Annotated in this window: 16 protein-coding genes; 8 read left to right on the top strand and 8 right to left on the bottom strand. The window is 71.3% G+C overall.

From position 1 onward, the window contains the following. Window position 1: 1 nt before the first annotated feature. Both AC3ETA_RS01675 and era read right to left on the bottom strand, forming a co-directional pair. Window positions 2-1066: a PhoH family protein gene (locus AC3ETA_RS01675; RefSeq protein ID WP_432190989.1), complete on the bottom strand. Its 1065-nt coding sequence runs from the start codon at window positions 1064-1066 to the stop codon at window positions 2-4. A 164-nt stretch (window positions 1067-1230) separates the two neighbouring features. Continuing rightward, on the bottom strand, window positions 1231-2190 hold the full coding sequence (gene era / locus AC3ETA_RS01670; protein WP_432190988.1) for a GTPase Era: 960 nt from the start codon (window positions 2188-2190) through the stop codon (window positions 1231-1233). Window positions 2191-2355: 165 nt separating this feature from the next. On the opposite strand from era, the gene AC3ETA_RS01665 reads away from it, so the two are divergent. Together AC3ETA_RS01665 and AC3ETA_RS01660 are read left to right on the top strand one after the other, a co-directional pair. Then, window positions 2356-3675 carry an ammonium transporter gene (locus tag AC3ETA_RS01665; RefSeq protein WP_432190987.1) on the top strand — a complete coding sequence of 440 codons (1320 nt, stop codon included), beginning with the start codon at window positions 2356-2358 and terminating at the stop codon, window positions 3673-3675. Continuing rightward, window positions 3672-4010: a P-II family nitrogen regulator gene (locus AC3ETA_RS01660; protein WP_190068824.1), complete on the top strand. Its 339-nt coding sequence runs from the start codon at window positions 3672-3674 to the stop codon at window positions 4008-4010. The genes AC3ETA_RS01665 and AC3ETA_RS01660 overlap by 4 nt, the downstream gene beginning before the upstream one ends. Before the next feature lie 47 nt (window positions 4011-4057). Here the strand turns inward: AC3ETA_RS01660 and AC3ETA_RS01655 are convergent, their stop codons facing one another. Both AC3ETA_RS01655 and AC3ETA_RS01650 read right to left on the bottom strand, forming a co-directional pair. Beyond that, window positions 4058-4534 (bottom strand): hypothetical protein, encoded by a 477-nt coding sequence (locus tag AC3ETA_RS01655; protein ID WP_432190986.1) that lies wholly within the window; start codon window positions 4532-4534, stop codon window positions 4058-4060. A gap of 241 nt (window positions 4535-4775) precedes the next feature. Further along, window positions 4776-5624 (bottom strand): helix-turn-helix transcriptional regulator, encoded by an 849-nt coding sequence (locus tag AC3ETA_RS01650; protein WP_432190985.1) that lies wholly within the window; start codon window positions 5622-5624, stop codon window positions 4776-4778. Between the two features lie 119 nt (window positions 5625-5743). Here AC3ETA_RS01650 and AC3ETA_RS01645 point away from each other — a divergent pair, with 119 nt between their 5' ends. Continuing rightward, a complete protein-coding gene (locus tag AC3ETA_RS01645) occupies window positions 5744-6598 on the top strand; it encodes an NAD-dependent epimerase/dehydratase family protein (protein WP_432190984.1) in 855 nt (284 codons plus the stop codon). A 113-nt stretch (window positions 6599-6711) separates the two neighbouring features. Here the strand turns inward: AC3ETA_RS01645 and AC3ETA_RS01640 are convergent, their stop codons facing one another. From AC3ETA_RS01640 to AC3ETA_RS01625, 4 genes are read right to left on the bottom strand one after another with little or no spacing between them, the layout of a single operon-like run. Beyond that, a complete protein-coding gene (locus AC3ETA_RS01640; RefSeq protein ID WP_432190983.1) occupies window positions 6712-7953 on the bottom strand; it encodes an MFS transporter in 1242 nt (413 codons plus the stop codon). Then, entirely contained in the window at window positions 7950-9296 is a 1347-nt protein-coding gene (locus AC3ETA_RS01635; protein ID WP_432190982.1) for a GH1 family beta-glucosidase, read from the bottom strand. The genes AC3ETA_RS01640 and AC3ETA_RS01635 overlap by 4 nt, the downstream gene beginning before the upstream one ends. 46 nt (window positions 9297-9342) lie before the next feature. Next, on the bottom strand, window positions 9343-9609 hold the full coding sequence (locus AC3ETA_RS01630; protein WP_432190981.1) for a protealysin inhibitor emfourin: 267 nt from the start codon (window positions 9607-9609) through the stop codon (window positions 9343-9345). A 20-nt stretch (window positions 9610-9629) separates the two neighbouring features. Then, the gene (locus AC3ETA_RS01625) at window positions 9630-10700 is read right to left on the bottom strand and encodes a M4 family metallopeptidase (protein WP_432190980.1); all 1071 of its coding nucleotides are present in this window, start codon (window positions 10698-10700) and stop codon (window positions 9630-9632) included. 320 nt (window positions 10701-11020) lie between these two features. Between AC3ETA_RS01625 and leuA the strand changes: the two genes are divergently transcribed. From leuA to AC3ETA_RS01600, 5 genes are all read left to right on the top strand, one after another. Continuing rightward, window positions 11021-12742 (top strand): 2-isopropylmalate synthase, encoded by a 1722-nt coding sequence (gene leuA / locus AC3ETA_RS01620; RefSeq protein ID WP_432190979.1) that lies wholly within the window; start codon window positions 11021-11023, stop codon window positions 12740-12742. Window positions 12743-12970: 228 nt separating this feature from the next. Then, window positions 12971-13669 (top strand): TerB family tellurite resistance protein, encoded by a 699-nt coding sequence (locus AC3ETA_RS01615; protein ID WP_432190978.1) that lies wholly within the window; start codon window positions 12971-12973, stop codon window positions 13667-13669. Between the two features lie 156 nt (window positions 13670-13825). Then, window positions 13826-15910 carry an MMPL family transporter gene (locus AC3ETA_RS01610; protein WP_432190977.1) on the top strand — a complete coding sequence of 695 codons (2085 nt, stop codon included), beginning with the start codon at window positions 13826-13828 and terminating at the stop codon, window positions 15908-15910. A gap of 103 nt (window positions 15911-16013) precedes the next feature. After that, the gene (locus AC3ETA_RS01605; protein WP_432191059.1) at window positions 16014-17267 is read left to right on the top strand and encodes a sensor histidine kinase; all 1254 of its coding nucleotides are present in this window, start codon (window positions 16014-16016) and stop codon (window positions 17265-17267) included. Then, window positions 17264-17923 (top strand): response regulator, encoded by a 660-nt coding sequence (locus tag AC3ETA_RS01600; protein ID WP_432190976.1) that lies wholly within the window; start codon window positions 17264-17266, stop codon window positions 17921-17923. Before AC3ETA_RS01605 ends, AC3ETA_RS01600 begins: the two co-directional genes overlap by 4 nt. The last annotated feature ends 13 nt before the right edge of the window (window positions 17924-17936 follow it).

Raw genomic sequence — 17936 nt, 5'->3', positions numbered from 1 at the left:
TCTACTTCCCCTTGTGCCCGGCCTTGCCGCGGCCCTTGTGCGTGCCGTTCCGGGTGCCGTGCGTGCTGTCGTACTTCTCGTAGGCGTCGACGATACGGCCGACCAGCTTGTGCCGGACGACATCCTGCGACGACAGCCGGGAGAAGTGGACGTCCGCAACGCCGTCCAGGATGTCCTGCACCTGCCGCAGACCGGACTTGGTGCCGTCCGGGAGGTCGACCTGGGTCACGTCACCGGTGATGACTATCTTCGAGTCGAAGCCGAGGCGGGTGAGGAACATCTTCATCTGCTCGGGGCTGGTGTTCTGGGCCTCGTCCAGGATGATGAAGGCGTCGTTCAGGGTGCGACCGCGCATATATGCCAGCGGCGCCACCTCAATGGTCCCCGCCGCCATCAACCGCGGAATCGAGTCCGGGTCGAGCATGTCGTGCAGCGCGTCGTACAGCGGCCGCAGGTACGGGTCGATCTTCTCGTAGAGCGTGCCGGGCAGGAAGCCGAGCCGCTCGCCCGCCTCCACCGCGGGGCGGGTCAGGATGATGCGGTTGACCTGCTTCGACTGGAGGGCCTGTACGGCCTTGGCCATGGCGAGGTAGGTCTTGCCCGTGCCGGCGGGGCCGATGCCGAAGACGATCGTGTGCTTGTCGATGGCGTCGACATAGCGCTTCTGGTTGAGGGTCTTCGGGCGGATCGTGCGGCCGCGGGAGGAGAGGATGTTCTGGGTGAGGACCTCGGCCGGGGTCTCCTCCGGCCCCTCCCCGTTCTCACTGGCTCTGAGCATGGCGATCGAGCGTTCCACTGCGTCCTCCGTCATCGGTTGCCCGGTGCGGAGCACCAGCATCATCTCGTCGAACAGGCGCTGTACGAGGGCGACTTCCGCGGAGTCGCCGACCGCGCTGATCTCATTGCCCCGGACATGGATGTCGGTCGCCGGGAAGGCCGTCTCGATCACGCGCAGCAGGGAGTCGCCGGACCCCAGCACGGTCACCATGGGGTGCTGGGCGGGGACGGTGAACTGTGCTCTCGCCTGCCCCTGCGCGGGTGTGTGAGCTGTGGGTGTCTGAGTCATGGGCCGGCTCGTAGGCCTTGCTCGTCCTCCTCGATACGACTCGCCCGCCACATGGGCGGCCTGGCGATTTCAAGGGTACGCCGGGGGACTGACAGTGCCGTAGGCCTTTTCCGGGGGAGGGCCGGGAGGGGAGGGCCGGGGAAGCGGGGGCGGGCCCGGGAAGCTCAGAAGCCCAGCTTGCGCAGCTGGCGGGGGTCGCGCTGCCAGTCCTTGGCCACCTTGACGTGGAGGTCCAGGAAGACCGGTGTGCCGAGGAGGGCCTCGATCTGCTTGCGGGACTTGATGCCGACGTCCTTCAGGCGCTTGCCCTTGGGGCCGATGATGATGCCCTTCTGGCTGGGGCGCTCGATGTAGACGAAGGCGTGGATGTCGAGCAGGGGCCTGTCGGCCGGGCGGTCCTCGCGGGGGAGCATCTCCTCGACCACGACGGCGATGGAGTGCGGCAGCTCGTCGCGGACGCCCTCCAGCGCGGCCTCCCGGATCAGCTCCGCGATCATGACCTGCTCGGGCTCGTCGGTGAGGTCGCCCTCGGGGTAGAGCGCGGGCCCCTCCGGCAGCAGCGGGACGATCAGGTCGGCCAGCAAACCCACCTGCTTGTCGCCGACCGCCGAGACGGGCACGATCTCGGCCCACTCGAAGCCGAGCTCCTTGCCGAGCCGGTCGATCGCGATCAGCTGTTCGGCCAGGGTCTTCGAGTCCACCAGGTCGGTCTTCGTGACGATCGCGACCTTCGGCGTCTTCTTGATCGACGCCAGTTCCTTCGCGATGAACCGGTCACCGGGGCCGAGCTTCTCGTTCGCCGGCAGGCAGAAGCCGATCACGTCGACCTCGGCCCAGGTCGTACGCACGACGTCGTTCAGCCGCTGGCCGAGCAGTGTGCGCGGCTTGTGCAGCCCGGGGGTGTCGACCAGGATCAGCTGGGCGTCGGGCCGGTGCACGATCCCCCGCACCGTGTGCCGCGTGGTCTGCGGCTGGTTCGCGGTGATCGCCACCTTCTGGCCGACCAGAGCGTTCGTGAGGGTGGACTTGCCCGCGTTGGGGCGGCCCACGAAGCAGGCGAAGCCGGCGCGGTGGGGGGCCTCGGACGGCTCGGATGACTGATGGCGAACGCTCATGGCGCCCATTCTCCCTGATCCACAAGCCCCTGCCGCACAAGGGAGCGACCGTCCCCCGTCCTGTGAGCTTCCGGAAACCCTCACGCAATGAAACCTCGTGGAAACACATCCGTACGCGACCAGAAACGCGAGCCCGTGAATCTCTGACGAGCCCCCACCCGGTTGGAGACCACCGTGCCCCTCGCCGCCGCAGGCGTCGACACCGGCGACACCGCCTGGCTGCTCGCCGCCACCGCGCTCGTCCTGCTGATGACCCCGGGCCTGGCCCTCTTCTACGGCGGCATGGTCCGCACGAAGAGCGTCCTCAACATGCTGATGATGAGCTTCGTGTCCATCGCGCTGGTCACCGTCGTGTGGCTGGTCTGCGGGTACGCGCTCGCCTTCGGTGACGACGCCGGCGGCGGGCTGATCGGCGGCCTCGACCACCTCGGCATGGCCGGTATCGGACCGGACAGCGTGCAGGGAACCGTCCCGACCCTGCTCTTCGCCACCTTCCAGCTCACCTTCGCGATCATCACCGCCGCCCTGGTCAGCGGCGCCGTCGCGGACCGGGCCAAATTCGGGGCGTGGCTGGTGTTCGTGCCGGTGTGGGCACTCCTCGTATACGTTCCGGTCGCCCACTGGACCTGGGGCCCCGGTGGCTGGATCCTCGACGGTCTCGGCGCCCTCGACTTCGCGGGCGGTCTGCCCGTCGAGATCACCTCGGGCGCCTCGGGCCTGGCGCTCTGCCTGGTCCTCGGCCCGCGGCTCGGCTTCAAGAAGGACGCGATGCGCCCGCACAACCTGCCGATGGTCGTGCTCGGCGCCGGTCTGCTCTGGTTCGGCTGGTTCGGGTTCAACGCCGGCTCCGCCCTCGGTGCCAACGGCCTCGCCGCCGCCGTCTTCCTCAACACGCTCGCCGCCGGCTGCACCGGTCTGCTCGGCTGGCTCCTCGTCGAGCACAAGCGCGACGGCCACCCCACCACCCTGGGCGCGGCCTCCGGCGCGGTCGCCGGACTCGTCGCCATCACCCCGTCCTGCGGCTCGGTCTCCCTGCTCGGCGCGCTGGTCATCGGCCTGGCCGCGGGCGTCGTCTGCTCCTACGCCGTGAGCTGGAAGTTCAAGCTGCACTACGACGACTCCCTGGACGTCGTCGGCGTGCACCTGGTCGGTGGCGTCGTCGGCACCCTGCTGATCGGCGTCTTCGCGACGGCCTCCATGACGGGCGGCACCGAGGGCCTGCTGCACGGTGGCGGGTTCGCGCAGCTCGGCAAGCAGCTGGTGGCGATCGTGGCGGTGGGGGCGTACGCCTTCCTCGTCACCTTCGGCATCGGCAAGCTGATCGACAGGGTCATGGGCTTCCGGGCGAGCGAGGAGCAGGAGCACACCGGCCTGGACCTTACGGTGCACGCCGAGACCGCCTACGATCACGGGGTCCTGGGGCACGGAGCCCCGGTCACCGCGTCCGTGTCCCCGTCCGCTCCCGCCGCGCAGAAGGTCAAGAAGCAGGCATGAAGCTCATCACCGCGATCGTCAAGCCGTACCGGCTCGACGAGGTCAAGACCGCTCTCCAGGAGATCGGTGTGCAGGGCCTGACCGTGACCGAGGCCAGCGGCTACGGCCGGCAGCGCGGCCACACCGAGGTGTACCGGGGCGCGGAGTACCAGGTCGACCTGGTGCCGAAGGTCCGGATCGAGGTCGTCGTGGACGACGCGGCGGCCGAGGACGTCATCGACGCCATCGTGAAGGCCGCACAGACCGGCAAGATCGGCGACGGCAAGGTCTGGGCGCTCCCGGTCGACACCGTCGTACGGGTACGCACGGGCGAGCGCGGCCCCGACGCGCTGTAGTCGGCCCACAGCGCCGGGACCGCGCCCTTCTCACCGGATCACACGGTTCAGTCGAACACGAACGGGCCCGGCGACTGCGGCCCGGTCGCCGTGCACGTGATGGTGATGCCGAAGACGGTCATCTGCAACGAGCCGCCGAAGGCCTCAAGGCTGTCCCCGGAGGCGACGGTGCCGCTGAGCGGACCGACCTGGACGGGGTCGCCGGCGGCCATCGCCGGGTTCTCGGTGCCGGAGAAGGCGACGGTGCCGCCGCTCGCCCTGACCAGAGTGAGCGTCGAGGCGATGGAGTCCTCGGACAGCGCGATGGGCGCGGTGATCGCGGACGAGTTGACGGTGACGGTGGCGGCCGTGCCGCTCTGCGTCGCGGTGATGCTTGCCTCGCCGCCGCCGAAGCTGCCGCAGTCGGCGGTGATCGTCGCGGTGGCGGGGGTGACGGCGAGGGCGGCGGGTGCGAAGGCGAGGCCGGTGACGGCGAGGGCCCCGGCCGTCAGGGCCGCACCTGCTCCGATACGCGTTCGTCTCATGGGATGGGCTCCCTTTCGGGGTGGGGGAATTCCGTGGGGGGACAGCTCGGCAGGTGGGTGCGGGCACGCTGCGGGGCGAGCTGAGAACTGAGAGTTGAGAGTTGAGATCTGACGGCCCGTCGGAACCGTCGTTTCCATTGATGCGCCTGGGGCGAGGGTCGGCAAGGGTGATTTCCGGCCTCAACTACCGACGGGTCAACTACCGCGTCCGATAAGGCAGTCGGCGGGTCCGTCGTCGCGGTCAGCTCCTGCTGGGCGACATGTCCTGCAGGCCCACCACACGCAGCAGCTGGAGGCGTTCGTAGGCGTCCGTGCCGGGTCGGGCCGAGTGCACGACCAGGAGGTGGTGGTGCTGGTGGCTGACCATGACCTCGCAGTCCAGCTCCACCAGGCCGACCAGCGGGTGCAGGAAACGCTTGGTCGCCTGGTCGCGCCGGGACACCTCGTGCTCGTCCCACAGCCGGGCGAACTCCTCGCTGCCCGCCCGCAGTTCGGCGACCAGCCCGGTCGGCTCCGGGTCGTCGGGGCGGGCCGCGGCCACCGCGCGCAGGCCGGCCACATGGGCCCGGGCGTGGCCCGCCCAGTCCTCCTCCGGGATGAGCGTGCGCGCGGCCGGGTCGAGGAAGAACAGCCGGATCAGGTTGCGCTCGCGCCGCGGCCGGGACATCACGTCACCGACCAGCGCCCTGGCCATCGCGTTCTGCGCCAGCACCTCACCGCAGTCGTTCACCACCTGCGCCGGTGAGTCGTGCAGCCGGTCCAGGATCAGCAGCAGTCCCGGGCGCACATGCGCCGACGCCGTCTCGCGCCGCGGCGGCTCCTCGCCGGCCAGGTGGAACAGATGGTCCTGCTCGACGTCGGTCAGGCGCAGCGCGCGGCCCAGCGCGGTGAGCATCTGACGGGACGGGCGCGGGCCCCGGGACTGTTCCAGCCGGGTGTAGTAGTCCACCGACATGCCCGCCAGCTGCGCCACCTCCTCGCGGCGCAGGCCCGGTGTCCGGCGCCGGGAGCCGGGCGCGAGGCCCACGTCCGACGGGGTCAGCCGGGCGCGGCCCCGGCGCAGGAAGTCGGCGAGTTCGGCTCGGTTCACCCCTCCAGCCTGCGGCACGGCGCGCGCCTTATCCAGGGACTGCCGATCCCCTGATCAACGGGTCTCTCCCGCCCGCACCGGCCCCGCCCGAGGGTGGTCGGTGACGAGAGGAGCAGATCATGCAGACATTGGTGACGGGTACGACGGGACAGGTCGGCCGGCGTTTCGTGCCGAGGCTGCTGGCGCAGGCCAGGGCGGGGGAGCAGGTCAGGGTCCTGGTCCGGGACGCGGCACGGGGCGAGCCGTTCGCCGGGCTGGGCGCCGAGGTCGTCGTCGGCGACCTGCGGGACGCGGACGTGCTGGGCAAGGCGGTCGCCGGGGTCGACGCGGTGATCAACGTCGCGGCGGCCTTCCGGGGCGTGCCCGACGAGGAGGCGCGGGCGGTCAACCGGGACGCGGCCATCGAACTGGGCCGCGCCGCGCAGACCGCCGGGGTGCGCAGGTTCGTGCAGGTCAGCACCGGTCTGGTGTACGGCACGGGGCGCGGCCGCGCGCTGACCGAGGACGACGAGAGCCGGCCCGGCGGGGCGATGTGGGGTGCCTATCCGGAGTCGAAGGCACAGGCGGAGCGGGCCCTGCTCGCGCTGGACGGCATGGACGTACGCGTCGGCCGTCTTCCCTTCGTCTACGGCGAGGGCGATCCGCATCTCGCGCAGTCCCTGATGTGGGCGGGGAACTGGGCTGCGACCCAGCGGTTGCACATGGGGCACCATGCGGATGTCGCGCAGGGGCTGCTGCGGTTGCTGCATGCGCCGGGGATCGCGGGCGGCGTGTACAACATCGCCGACGACGTGCCTGTGACGGCGGTCGAGTTGCATCAGCTGAACGGGGTCGAGATCCCCCAGGAACTGTATGCCCGCACGGACCCCGACCCTTGGCTGGCGGTCATGTCCACCGAGCGGATCCGGCGGGAGCTGGGGTACCGGCCGCTGTTTCCGTCGGTCTACGCGGCTCGGGACGCCGGAGCGCTCTGAATCGGGCCGGTGGTCGTGTGCGGGTCCGTTGTGGCTGGTCGCGCCGGCGCGGCGGAGCCGCAAATCCCATGCAGCCCCGCGCCCCTCTGGGGCGGCGCCGAACCGTTGGCCGTCTAGTCCACGCCCTTGATCCGCCCCACCAGCACCGCCCCCGCCACCCCGATCACCGCCGCCACCGCGTACAGCATCCGGTAGCCGCCCAGGTACGTCACGATCGGGGCGGCGAGGGCCGGGGCCGCCACCTGGGGGAGGGCGTTGGCCACGTTGATCACGCCCAGGTCCTTGCCGCGGTCCCGGGCCTTGGGCAGGACGTCCGTCATCAGGGCGAAGTCGACCGACATGAAGACGCCGAGGCCGACGCCGAGCAGGGCCGCCACCACGATCGCGCTCGGCCAGGTCTGCCAGGCCGCGAGGAGGGCGGTGGCCGCCGCCATCAGGACGCCGGACCAGTGCACGAAGGGCTTGCGGCGGCCCACCCGGTCCGACCACATGCCGCCCACCACGACCGTGGCCAGCAGGGACACGGCGTTCACCGCGGTCAGGATCAGCACGCCCTGCTCGGGGTCGTCGTGGTGGAGGCGGTCCCGCAGGTAGTAGAGCAGGTAGAGGATCACCAGCGCGTTGCTGAGGTTGATCAGGAAGCGGGTCAGCCAGGCCCAGCCGAAGTCCGGAAACCGGCGCGGGCTCAGCCAGAAGCCGCGCGTGAAGGAGCGCCATGACCAGGCCGGCCGGTCCGCGGCCGGCAGCCGGAGATCCCGGTACCGGAGCACGTACGGCAGCACCCCGGCCACGACGAACACCGCGCACGCCGCGTACCCCGCCGTGATCCCGCCGACCGCGGTCGCCAGGCCCGTCCCGGCGACCGCCCCGAGGATCTGCGCCGCCCCCAACCAGCCGCCCACAGCGCCCCGTTGGAGCCGCGGCACCCGGTCCGGCACGGCCGCCGTGACCGCCGCGAAGGCCGCGTTCAGGGTCAGCTGGACCAGGCACCAGCCGAGCGCCATCAGCCACAGCCCGTCCGCGCCCGCGAGCAGCAGCAACGACAGCGCCCCGCCCGCCGCCCCGGCCACGATCCACGGCGTACGCCGGCCCCGCCGGGCCGTGGTGCGGTCCGACAGCGCCCCGAAGAACGGGTTCGCCGCCAGCGACACCACCGCGCCCGCGCCCGTCACCCAGGCCAGCAGGGTCTCCTTCGCCATCCCCGTGCCGGGCGCGAAGTCCTCAGCCTGCTGGGCCAGCAGGATCTGCAGCGGGCCGTACCAGCCCACCCAGATCGCCACGTTGGCCAGCCCCAGCGCCGTCGTCCAGCCCCCGCCGACCCGGTCCGTGGGTTCGGCCAGGGCGTCGGCCGTCACCCCCGCGCCCGGACCTGCGCCCGGAGCACGTCCCGCAGCCAGCCGTACGACGCCTTGGGCGTCCGTTCCTGCGTCGCGTAGTCCACGTGGACCAGCCCGAACCGGCGCGCGTACCCCTCGGCCCACTCGAAGTTGTCGAGCAGCGACCACACGAAGTACCCGCGCACGTCCACGCCCGCCGCCACCGCCCGGTGCAGGGCGCGGATGTGGCCGTCCAGATAGGCGATCCGCTCCTGGTCGTCGACGCCCTCGTACGAGCAGCCGTTCTCGGTGATGACGATCGGCGGGAGTCGGTCGCCGTAGCGGTCGCGGAAGGCCGTCAGCAGCTCCGTCAGGCCCTCGGGGACCACCGGCCACCCGAAGTCCGTCGTCGCCACGCCCTCGATCTCCCTCACCGAGAAGGGCAGTTCGGCGGGCATCGTCACGCCGCCGAAGTCGATCTCGGTGCCCTGCGGGGCGCCCACGCGGGTCGGGGCGTAGTAGTTGACGCCGTAGAAGTCGATCGGCTCGGCGATGACCTTCAGATCCGCCTCGACGTCGCCGGGCATCAACTCGCCGATGCCGTCCGGGTACCGCCCGAGCAGCAGGGGATCGGCGAACAGCCGGTTCAGGAGCAGGTCGTAGAAGTCCGCCGCCTCCAGGTCCGGCTGCTCCTGTGACGCCGGCCAGGTCGGGCCGTGCGAGTTGGCGATACCGATGTCGGTGGCGCCGGCCGCGCGCAGCGCCCGTACCGCCAGGCCGTGCCCCAGCAGCTGGTGGTGGGCGACCGGGAGGGCGTCGAAGAGCAGCCGCTTGCCGGGGGCGTGGGTGCCGAGGGCGTGGCCCAGCAGGGTGTGCTCGGCTGGTTCGTTGAGGGTGATCCACTTCTGCACGCGGTCGCCGAGGCGCTCGGCGACCACGGACACGTACTCGGCGAACCGCGCGGCCGTGTCCCGCTCCAGCCAGTCCAGCGTGAGGGGCAGGTCCCAGTGGAAGAGGGTCGGGACCGGGCGTACGCCCGCCGCGCACAGCTCGTCGACCAGACGGTCGTAGAAGTCGAGGCCCTTCGGGGCGTTCACCCGGGGCCAGGAGACCGAGAAGCGGTACCCGCCCACGCCCAGGCCGGCCAGCAGGGCCACGTCCTCGCGGTAGCGGTGGTAGTGGTCGCACGCCACCTCGGCCGTGGAGCCGTCCTTCACCGTTCCCGGCTCGGCCGTGAAGGCGTCCCACACGGACCGCTCGCGCTCGTCGACGGCGCCCTCGATCTGGTGGGCGGACGTCGAGACGCCCCACAGGAAACCGGCCGGGAAACGGGGTATCGGACGCTGCGCACCGCGCTCATCGATCGCCATGCGCCGGATCATCCGTACCGGTGGTAACGGAAGTCAACGCCCCGGCGTGAACTGCCCGTTACGCGCCTTCCTTGAGCACCCGGGTGATCAGCTTGCGCTGCTCCTCGGTGAGCCGTGGATCCGAGCAGTACACCGTCCGGCCGTCGACGGTGATCTGGTAGCTGAAGCCGTCCGGAACCCCGACGGGAGGTGTGCCCCGGCCGGACGCGACCGCGCTCTCGGCCAGGGCCTGCCACTGTGCCGCGTCGGGCCGCCCCGAGGTGTCCACCTCGGCGTACCGCTCGATGCCCGCGAATCCGCCCGTGCGCCGTACCTGAATACGCATGGTCCCTGTCTAGTACGGACCTACGGGATCCGCACCCCGACCTGCTCCCACGCCTTCGAAACGGCCTGAAGCTCCTCGCCGCCGTCGCCGAAGCGCTCGCGCGCGGCCTTCACGGTCAGCGCCGCGAAGTCGGTGAACATGGCCCGGTCCGACAGCTCGCCGCCGGTCAGCACGTCGTACCAGATCCGCCCGGCCTTCTCCCAGGCGTGGCCGCCGAGCGCGGTGGCGGCCAGGTAGAAGGCGTGGTTGGGGATGCCGGAGTTGATGTGGACGCCACCGTTGTCGCGGCCGGTGCGGACGTAGTCGGCCATGGTCGCGGGCTGCGGGTCCTTGCCGAGCACGTCGTCGTCGTACGCGCTGCCCGGCTCCTTCATGGAGCGCAGGGCCTTGCCGGAGACGCCGGCCGCGAGCAGTCCCGCGCCGATCAGCCAGTCGGCCTCGGCGGCGGTCTGGCCGAGCGTGTACTGCTTGATCAGGGAGCCGAAGACGTCCGACATCGACTCGTTCAGCGCGCCCGGCTGGCCGTAGTACGTGAGGTTGGCCGTGTACTGGGTGACGCCGTGGGCGAGCTCGTGGCCGATCACGTCGATCGGGATGGTGAAGTCGAGGAAGATCTCGCCGTCACCGTCGCCGAACACCATCTGCTCGCCGTTCCAGAAGGCGTTGTTGTAGTTCTCGTCGTAGTGGACGGTGGCGTCCAGCGGCAGGCCGTCGCCGTCGATGGAGTGGCGGGCGTAGGCCTTGAGGAAGAGCTCGAAGGTGGCGCCGAGCCCGGCGAAGGCTCGGTTGACCGTGGCGTCCTGGCCGGGCTCCGAGCCCTCGCCGCGGACCTCGGTGCCGGGCAGGGCGGTGCCGTGCCCGGCGTCGTAGATGGTGCGCAGCGGCCGGTCCGACGGTGCCTTCGCCGTCGGGGCGGCGGCGAGGGCGAACTCGGTCGTGACACGGCGGCGCCCGCGCAGCTCGCTGTCGCGCATCAGGGTGCGGCGGGCGGGATTGGCGAGTGCCGGGTCGTCGTTGCGGGCCAGTTTGTCCAGCACGTGGGGTGGTACGACGGTGCAGAAGACGGGCTCGAAGCCCCCGTTGGTCGTCATGTCCGGCACCATTGCACTGCGTGAGGTCGGTGTCACTAGCCGCAACCGTGATTGGTGAAATATGCGGATAGGGAGCGGCACGCTCCGTGACGAAGTGGTATGGCGCACGTTTTGCCCTTTTTATCCCTGGGGTCCCGCATACTGATACAGCGCCCCGCATCCGGAGAGGCTCGGCTAGCATGCTTCGCATCATGCGTTTCGGGCTGCTTCTTCTTAGCTGCCGCGGCGAGGGCCTGTAGTCCAGGTCGACTCCCTCCCCGCGGAGCTTCGCGTTGCGTCGTCGGCCGTCCTTGCCGGACATCCTGAGGAGCCCCGCAGACATGGCGAACCGCCAGCAGCCCAGCATCATGCCGATCCACAAGTACGGCCGCTACGAGCAGGTCGACATCCCCGACCGGACCTGGCCCGGCCGGCGCGTCACCGCCGCCCCCCGCTGGCTCTCCACCGACCTGCGTGACGGCAACCAGGCCCTGATCGACCCGATGTCGCCCGAGCGCAAGCGCCGGATGTTCGACCAGCTGGTCAAGATGGGCTACAAGGAGATCGAGGTCGGCTTCCCCGCCTCGGGCCAGACCGACTTCGACTTCGTACGCTCCATCATCGAGGAGCCCGGGGCCATCCCCGACGACGTCACCATCTCCGTACTGACCCAGGCCCGCGAGGACCTGATCGAGCGGACCGTGGAGTCCGTCAAGGGCGCCAAGCGCGCGACCGTCCACCTGTACAACGCCACCGCCCCGGTCTTCCGCCGGGTCGTCTTCCGCGGCTCCAAGGACGACATCAAGCAGATCGCCGTCGACGGCACCCGCCTGGTGATGGAGTACGCCGAGAAGCTGCTGGGCCCGGAGACCGAGTTCGGCTACCAGTACAGCCCGGAGATCTTCACCGACACCGAGCTGGACTTCGCGCTGGAGGTCTGCGAGGCGGTGATGGACGTCTACCAGCCCGGCCCCGGCCGCGAGATCATCCTCAACCTGCCCGCCACGGTGGAGCGTTCGACGCCGTCCACGCACGCGGACCGCTTCGAGTGGATGCACCGCAACCTGACGCGCCGCGAGCACGTCGTGCTGTCGGTCCACCCGCACAACGACCGCGGTACGGCCGTGGCCGCGGCCGAGCTGGCGCTGATGGCCGGCGCCGACCGCATCGAGGGCTGCCTGTTCGGCCAGGGCGAGCGCACCGGCAACGTCGACCTGGTCACCCTGGGCATGAACCTGTTCTCGCAGGGCGTCGACCCGCAGATCGACTTCTCCGACATCGACGAGATCCGTCGTACGTGGGAGTACTGCAACCAGATGGAGGTCCACCCGCGCCACCCGTACGTGGGCGACCTGGTCTACACGTCCTTCTCCGGCTCCCACCAGGACGCCATCAAGAAGGGCTTCGACGCGATGGAGGCCGACGCGGCCGCCCGCGGCGTCACGGTCGACGACATCGAGTGGGCCGTGCCCTACCTGCCGATCGACCCGAAGGACGTCGGCCGCTCCTACGAGGCCGTCATCCGCGTCAACTCGCAGTCCGGCAAGGGCGGTATCGCCTACGTCCTGAAGAACGACCACAAGCTGGACCTGCCGCGCCGGATGCAGATCGAGTTCTCGAAGCTGATCCAGGCCAAGACGGACGCCGAGGGCGGCGAGGTCACCGGCGGCGACATCTGGGCGGTCTTCCAGGACGAGTACCTGCCGAACCCCGAGAACCCGTGGGGCCGTGTCCAGGTCAAGAACGGTCAGTCGACCACCGACACGGACGGCGTGGACACGCTCAAGGTGGAGGCCACCGTCGACGGCGTCGACACGGTCCTGGCCGGTACCGGCAACGGTCCGATCTCGGCCTTCTTCGACGCCCTGGCGAAGATCGGCATCGACGCGCGGCTGCTGGACTACCAGGAGCACACGATGAGCGAGGGCGCGTCCGCGCAGGCCGCCTCGTACATCGAGTGCGCGATCGACGGCAAGGTCCTGTGGGGCATCGGCATCGACGCCAACACCACTCGTGCCTCGCTGAAGGCGGTCGTGTCGGCCGTCAACCGGGCGGCGCGTTGACGGTGTGCCCCGCCTTGGGCCCACTGACGAGTGAGTGAGTGCGGCGCCGTCGTGGCTGGTCGCGCAGTTCCCCGCGCCCCTCAGGGGCGCGGGGAACTGGCTGTTTTCGGCCATCGGCACGTGCAGGTCACGGAAAGGTCTCGTCCGGGGTACTGACTCCACGTCCGTGATGTGGCTAACATCACGCAAGCGCGGCGACGTTGCCGCGGGGTTTCGCGGAGGTGCGACGTGCTGCCAGGACGGGGACGAGACGGCCGTGCCGCCAGGCTTGCGCGCATCCTGGGCACCCGCACCGCATGGTCGGCCGTGGGCGACGGTGAGTTCTTCTGCCCCGGCTGCGGAGGCGACCGCAACTACCAGCGGCTGACCGGTCATCGCCGCTTCACGCTGCTCGGCGTGCCCGTGCTGCCGCGCGGCGAGACCGCCCCCGTGGTGGAGTGCGCGGCCTGCCGTCGGCACTTCGGCACCGAGGTCCTCGACCACCCGACCACCACCCGCTTCTCCGCGATGCTCCGCGACGCCGTCCACACGGTCGCCCTCGCGGTGCTGGCGGCGGGCGGCAGCTGCGCCCGCCCGTCCCTGGAGACCGCCGCGGCCACCGTGCGCGCGGCCGGCTTCGACGACTGCACGGAGGACCAGCTCAGCGCCCTGGTCGAGGCGCTGGCCGCCGACACCGGCCGTGTCTTCTCCGAGCCCTGCGGCGCCGGCCTCGCCATAGAGCTCCACGAGGCCCTGGACCCCCTCGCCCCGCACCTCGCCCCCGCCGGCCGCGAATCGATCCTCCTCCAGGGAGCCCGCATCGCCCTCGCCGACGGCCCCTACACCCCCGCCGAACGCGACGCCCTCGCGACGGTGGGCGCGGCCCTCACGATCTGCACCGACGACGTGACGAGCCTGCTGGCGGCAGCGGCCCGGACGCCTTCGTAGCCCCGGGACGAGCACCCGTACTCCCCCGGGAGTAATCGCAGCCCGGTGCCGCCCACGGCAGTAGCCCCCAACTCGCCCTCACGTCCGACGATTCAGCTCGCCCCCGACGGAAGTCTTGGAGTCGTCCAGACATCCGACCGGAAGGGGGCCCGTCTCATGGGGGCCGTAGGGACGAGTGCGCGGCGGCGGGGTGTGCCCTGGCTTGTGCTCGGGTTGTGGATCGTCGCCCTGGTGGCCGTGTCGCCGTTCGCGTCGAAGCTCGCGGACGTGCAGCGTGACCGGGCCGTGGACTATCTGCCGGCCAGCGCGGATTCCACGCAGGTGGCCAAGATCCAGGAGCGGCTGCCCGGCGGCGAGGCGACCGAGATGGTCGTCGTCTACCACCGCGACGGCGGGCTGACCGCCGGGGACCGGGCGACCGCCGCCGGGCAGATCGAGCGGATCGCGGGCGAGCACAGGCTCACCGGTGAACCGCACGGCGTGCCGTCGAGGGACGGGACCACCCTGATGTACCCGATCGCGAGCACCGAGCCGGGGACCGACGAGGAGGCACGCGACCGGCTCGTCAACGACGTCAGGGACGTCGCGAAGGGGAGCGACGGGCTGAGCGTCGAGGTCGGTGGGGCGGGGGCGCTGGCCACCGATGCGAGCGAGGTCTACGACTCGCTCGACGGGCCGCTGCTGTACACCACGGCCGCCGTCGTCGCGCTGCTGCTGATCGTCATCTACCGCAGCCCGTTCCTGTGGCTGGTGCCGCTCGCCGTGGCCGGCATGGCCGACTATCTGTCGATGGGCGTCGCCTACGGGCTCAACCAGGGCTTCGGGACGTCGGTTTCCGGTCAGAGCTCCGGGATCATGACCATTCTCGTCTTCGGGGCGGGGACGGACTACGCACTGCTGCTCGTCTCCCGCTACCGGGAGGAGCTGCGGCGCATCGAGCGGCCCTATGACGCCATGGCCGCCGCGCTCAAGGGCTGCGGGCCCGCCGTGCTCGCCTCCTCCGGCACCGTCGCCGCCGGACTGCTGTGCCTGCTCGCCGCCGACCTCAACTCCAGCCGCGGCATGGGCCCGCTCGGCACCGTCGGCGTGCTGTGCGCCCTCGTCGCCATGCTGACCCTGCTGCCCGCGATCCTGGTCCTGCTCGGCCGGCGCGTGTTCTGGCCCCTCGTGCCGCGGCTCGGCAGCACACCCAAGGCCCGCCGGTCGCTGTTCACGGCGATGGGCAGCTCGGCCGGACGCCGACCCCTGACCGTCCTCGCGGGCGGCGCCGTCCTGCTCGGCGCGCTCGCGCTCGGCACCCTGAGCCTGCCCGGCAACCTCAAACAGGAGGACTCCTTCACCTCCAAGCCCGACGCGGTCGCCGCCATGGAGACGCTCGCCGAGGCCTACCCCGAGCGCGGCACCCAGCCCATCAGCGTCATCACCCCCGAGGACCGGGCGGAGGCCACCCTCGCGTCGATCCGGGACACGCGCGGCGTCGACAGCGCGCAGGAGGGCCGTACCGGAGACGGCTGGACCGAGATCTCCGTCCTCGCCACCGCGGCGCCCCAGTCCGCCGGGGAGACCGCCACCATCGAGGCCCTGCGCGACCGGCTGGAGGGCTCCTACGTCGGCGGTGCCAGCGCCGAGCAGCTCGACCTGAAGGACACCAACGCCCGCGACCGCCTGGTCGTCGTGCCGATCGTGCTGCTGTCGGTGCTGCTGATCCTCGTCGTCCTGCTGCGCTCGCTCGTCGCGCCGCTGATCCTGGTCGCGGCCGTGGTCGCGGTGTGGGCCGCCGCGCTCGGCATCGGAGGACTCGTCTTCGAGCCGCTCTTCGGCTTCGAGGGCACCGACCCCGGACTCGGGCTGCTGTCCTTCGTGTTCCTCGTGGCCCTCGGCGTCGACTACGGCATCTTCCTGATGCACCGGATGCGCGAGGAGTCGCTGAAGGGCACGGAGCCGGTGGCCGCCGCCCTGACCGCGCTGCGCACGACGGGCGGGGTCATCGCCTCGGCGGGACTGGTCCTGGCGGCGACGTTCGCGGTGCTGACGAACATGCCGATGGTGCAGTTGGTGGAGCTGGGCTTCGTCATCGCGGTGGGGGTGCTGCTGGACACCTTCCTGGTCCGGACGTACCTGGTCACGAGCGCCAGCGTCGCGCTCGGACGCAAGGTGTGGTGGCCGGGCCCGCTCTCCCGGGAACCGCAGCCGCCCGTGCCGCCGAAGGAACCCGGACGCGTGGCCGTGTCCGCCCACTGAACCGTCGGGCGCCCCTCCCTCCCGGAGGGGCGCCCCCATCGCGGAGGATGAGCCCGTGCAGGCAGACAGGACACAGGTACGGCCCCGCGTCGGCGAACGGGTCATGGCGGTGATCAACCGCGATCCCCGCAGCGCCCCGCACGGCACCCGCAACGACGCGCTGCTGGCCGCCGGGTGGGCCGTCCTCGCCACGGCGATGGCCCTGCTCGGCGACGACGGGCGCCGGCCCGACGCGCTCGGCTGGGCCCTGCTGCTCGGCGCCCACGTCCCTCTGGTGTGGCGGCGCCGACGTCCGCTGCTGGTCCTGGTCGCGGCGATGGTCTGCATCGCGCCCTACCACGCCCTGGAGAACAACCACGCCGCGCCCATCTTCGCGACCATGGTGGTGCTGTACACGGTCGCGGCGACCGGCACGGTACGCCGTACGCTGCTCACCGGCGCCGCCGTCCTCGGCGTGACCCTGATCCTCAACGCCCTCACCAACCCCGACGGGACGCGGGAGCTCCTGCGGATCTCCGGCTGGGTCTTCGCGTTCCTCTTCTGCGGCATCGACGTCCGCTACTACCGTCAGTACGTCGCCGCCATCGTCGAACGCGCCGAGCGCGCCGAACGCACCCGCGAGGAGGAGGCCCGCCGCCGGGTCGCGGAGGAGCGTCTGCGCATCGCCCGGGACCTGCACGACCTGCTCGCCCACAGCATCACCCTCATCGGCGTGCAGACGTCGGTGGCCGCGCACGTGCTGGCGGCCGACCCTGAGCGGCTGGACCGCGCGACGATCGCCAAGGCTCTCGACGACATCGCCGAGACCTGCCGTACGGCACGCGGAGAAGTGCGCGGCACGCTGGAAGTGCTGCGCGAGCAGGGCGTCACGGGCGAGACCCGCGGCCCGCTGCCCGGGCTGGACGGGCTGGCCGACCTGGTGGAGGCGGCGCGGCTCGCGGGGGCGCGGGTGGAGTGCGACGTACGGGTGCGGGAGGCGCCGCCCGCCGTGGGGGCGGCGGCGTACCGGATCGTGCAGGAGGCGCTGACGAACGCGGTCCGGCACGCCGGCCCCGAACCGGCCGTGCACGTCGCGCTGTCCGAGGAGCGCGGCGCCCTGCGTCTGACGGTCACCGACGACGGCCGCGCCGCGCCCGCCGCGCAGAGCCCCGGCTATGGTCTGGTCGGGATGCGTGAACGGGCCCGGAGCGTGGGTGGCACACTCGACGCCGGGCCGCGTGACGAGGGGGGTTTCGAGGTGAGCGCCGTACTGCCCACCGGGACCGGACTGCCCACCGGGACCGTACCGCCGACCGGTTCCGGACCGCCCGAGGAGAGCCGGGTGGCCGTCGGGACCGGCCGGGAGGGGAAGAGATGATCCGCGTCCTGCTCGCGGACGACCAGACGCTCGTCAGGGAGGCGTTCGCCATGCTGGTCGAGTCGGCGCCGGACATGGAGGTCGTCGGCCAGGCGGCCTCCGGCCGGGAGGCCGCGGAACTGGCCCGCACCTCGGGTGCCGACCTCGTCGTGATGGACATCCGCATGCCCGACCTCGACGGCATCGAGGCGACCCGGCTGATCGCCGCCGACGAGGACCTGGCCGGGGTGCGCGTGCTGGTCCTGACCACCTACGACACCGACGAGAACATCGTGGACGCGCTGCGCGCCGGTGCCTCCGGGTTCCTCGTCAAGGACACCCGCCCGGCCGAACTCCTCGACGCCATCCGTACGGTGAGCGCGGGCGACTCCCTGCTGTCGCCGGGGCCGACCGCACGGCTGATCGAGCGGTTCCTGCGCAGCCCCTCGGCACCCGCGGCCGGCGGGCCCGAATGCCTGTCCGAACGTGAACGCGAAGTGCTGACGCTTCTCGCGCGCGGACTCAACAACACGGAGATCGCGGAAGCGTTGGGACTCAGTCCGCTCACGGCCAAGACCCATGTCAGCCGCATCATGGGCAAGCTGGGGGCGCGGGACCGGGCACAGCTGGTCGTCGTGGCGTACGAGTCAGGGATGGTGACTCCGGGGAACCTGTGACGGACAGGTCAAT

The organism is Streptomyces sp. bgisy027, assembly GCF_057710365.1.
Note: the sequence above shows the minus strand (reverse complement) of the source record. Positions and strands in the feature narration are given on the sequence as shown.

Excerpts from the sequence above, each read along its gene's own strand:
- AC3ETA_RS01635 (WP_432190982.1), bottom strand. The coding sequence starts at position 9,296 with ATGATCCGGCGCATGGCGATCGATGAGCGCGGTGCGCAGCGTCCGATA.
- AC3ETA_RS01660 (WP_190068824.1), top strand. The coding sequence starts at position 3,672 with ATGAAGCTCATCACCGCGATCGTCAAGCCGTACCGGCTCGACGAGGTC.
- leuA (WP_432190979.1), top strand. The coding sequence starts at position 11,021 with ATGGCGAACCGCCAGCAGCCCAGCATCATGCCGATCCACAAGTACGGC.
- AC3ETA_RS01675 (WP_432190989.1), bottom strand. The coding sequence starts at position 1,066 with ATGACTCAGACACCCACAGCTCACACACCCGCGCAGGGGCAGGCGAGA.
- AC3ETA_RS01605 (WP_432191059.1), top strand. The coding sequence starts at position 16,014 with ATGGCGGTGATCAACCGCGATCCCCGCAGCGCCCCGCACGGCACCCGC.
- AC3ETA_RS01630 (WP_432190981.1), bottom strand. The coding sequence starts at position 9,609 with ATGCGTATTCAGGTACGGCGCACGGGCGGATTCGCGGGCATCGAGCGG.
- AC3ETA_RS01625 (WP_432190980.1), bottom strand. The coding sequence starts at position 10,700 with ATGACGACCAACGGGGGCTTCGAGCCCGTCTTCTGCACCGTCGTACCA.
- era (WP_432190988.1), bottom strand. The coding sequence starts at position 2,190 with ATGGGCGCCATGAGCGTTCGCCATCAGTCATCCGAGCCGTCCGAGGCC.
- AC3ETA_RS01610 (WP_432190977.1), top strand. The coding sequence starts at position 13,826 with ATGGGGGCCGTAGGGACGAGTGCGCGGCGGCGGGGTGTGCCCTGGCTT.
- AC3ETA_RS01645 (WP_432190984.1), top strand. The coding sequence starts at position 5,744 with ATGCAGACATTGGTGACGGGTACGACGGGACAGGTCGGCCGGCGTTTC.
- AC3ETA_RS01655 (WP_432190986.1), bottom strand. The coding sequence starts at position 4,534 with ATGAGACGAACGCGTATCGGAGCAGGTGCGGCCCTGACGGCCGGGGCC.
- AC3ETA_RS01600 (WP_432190976.1), top strand. The coding sequence starts at position 17,264 with ATGATCCGCGTCCTGCTCGCGGACGACCAGACGCTCGTCAGGGAGGCG.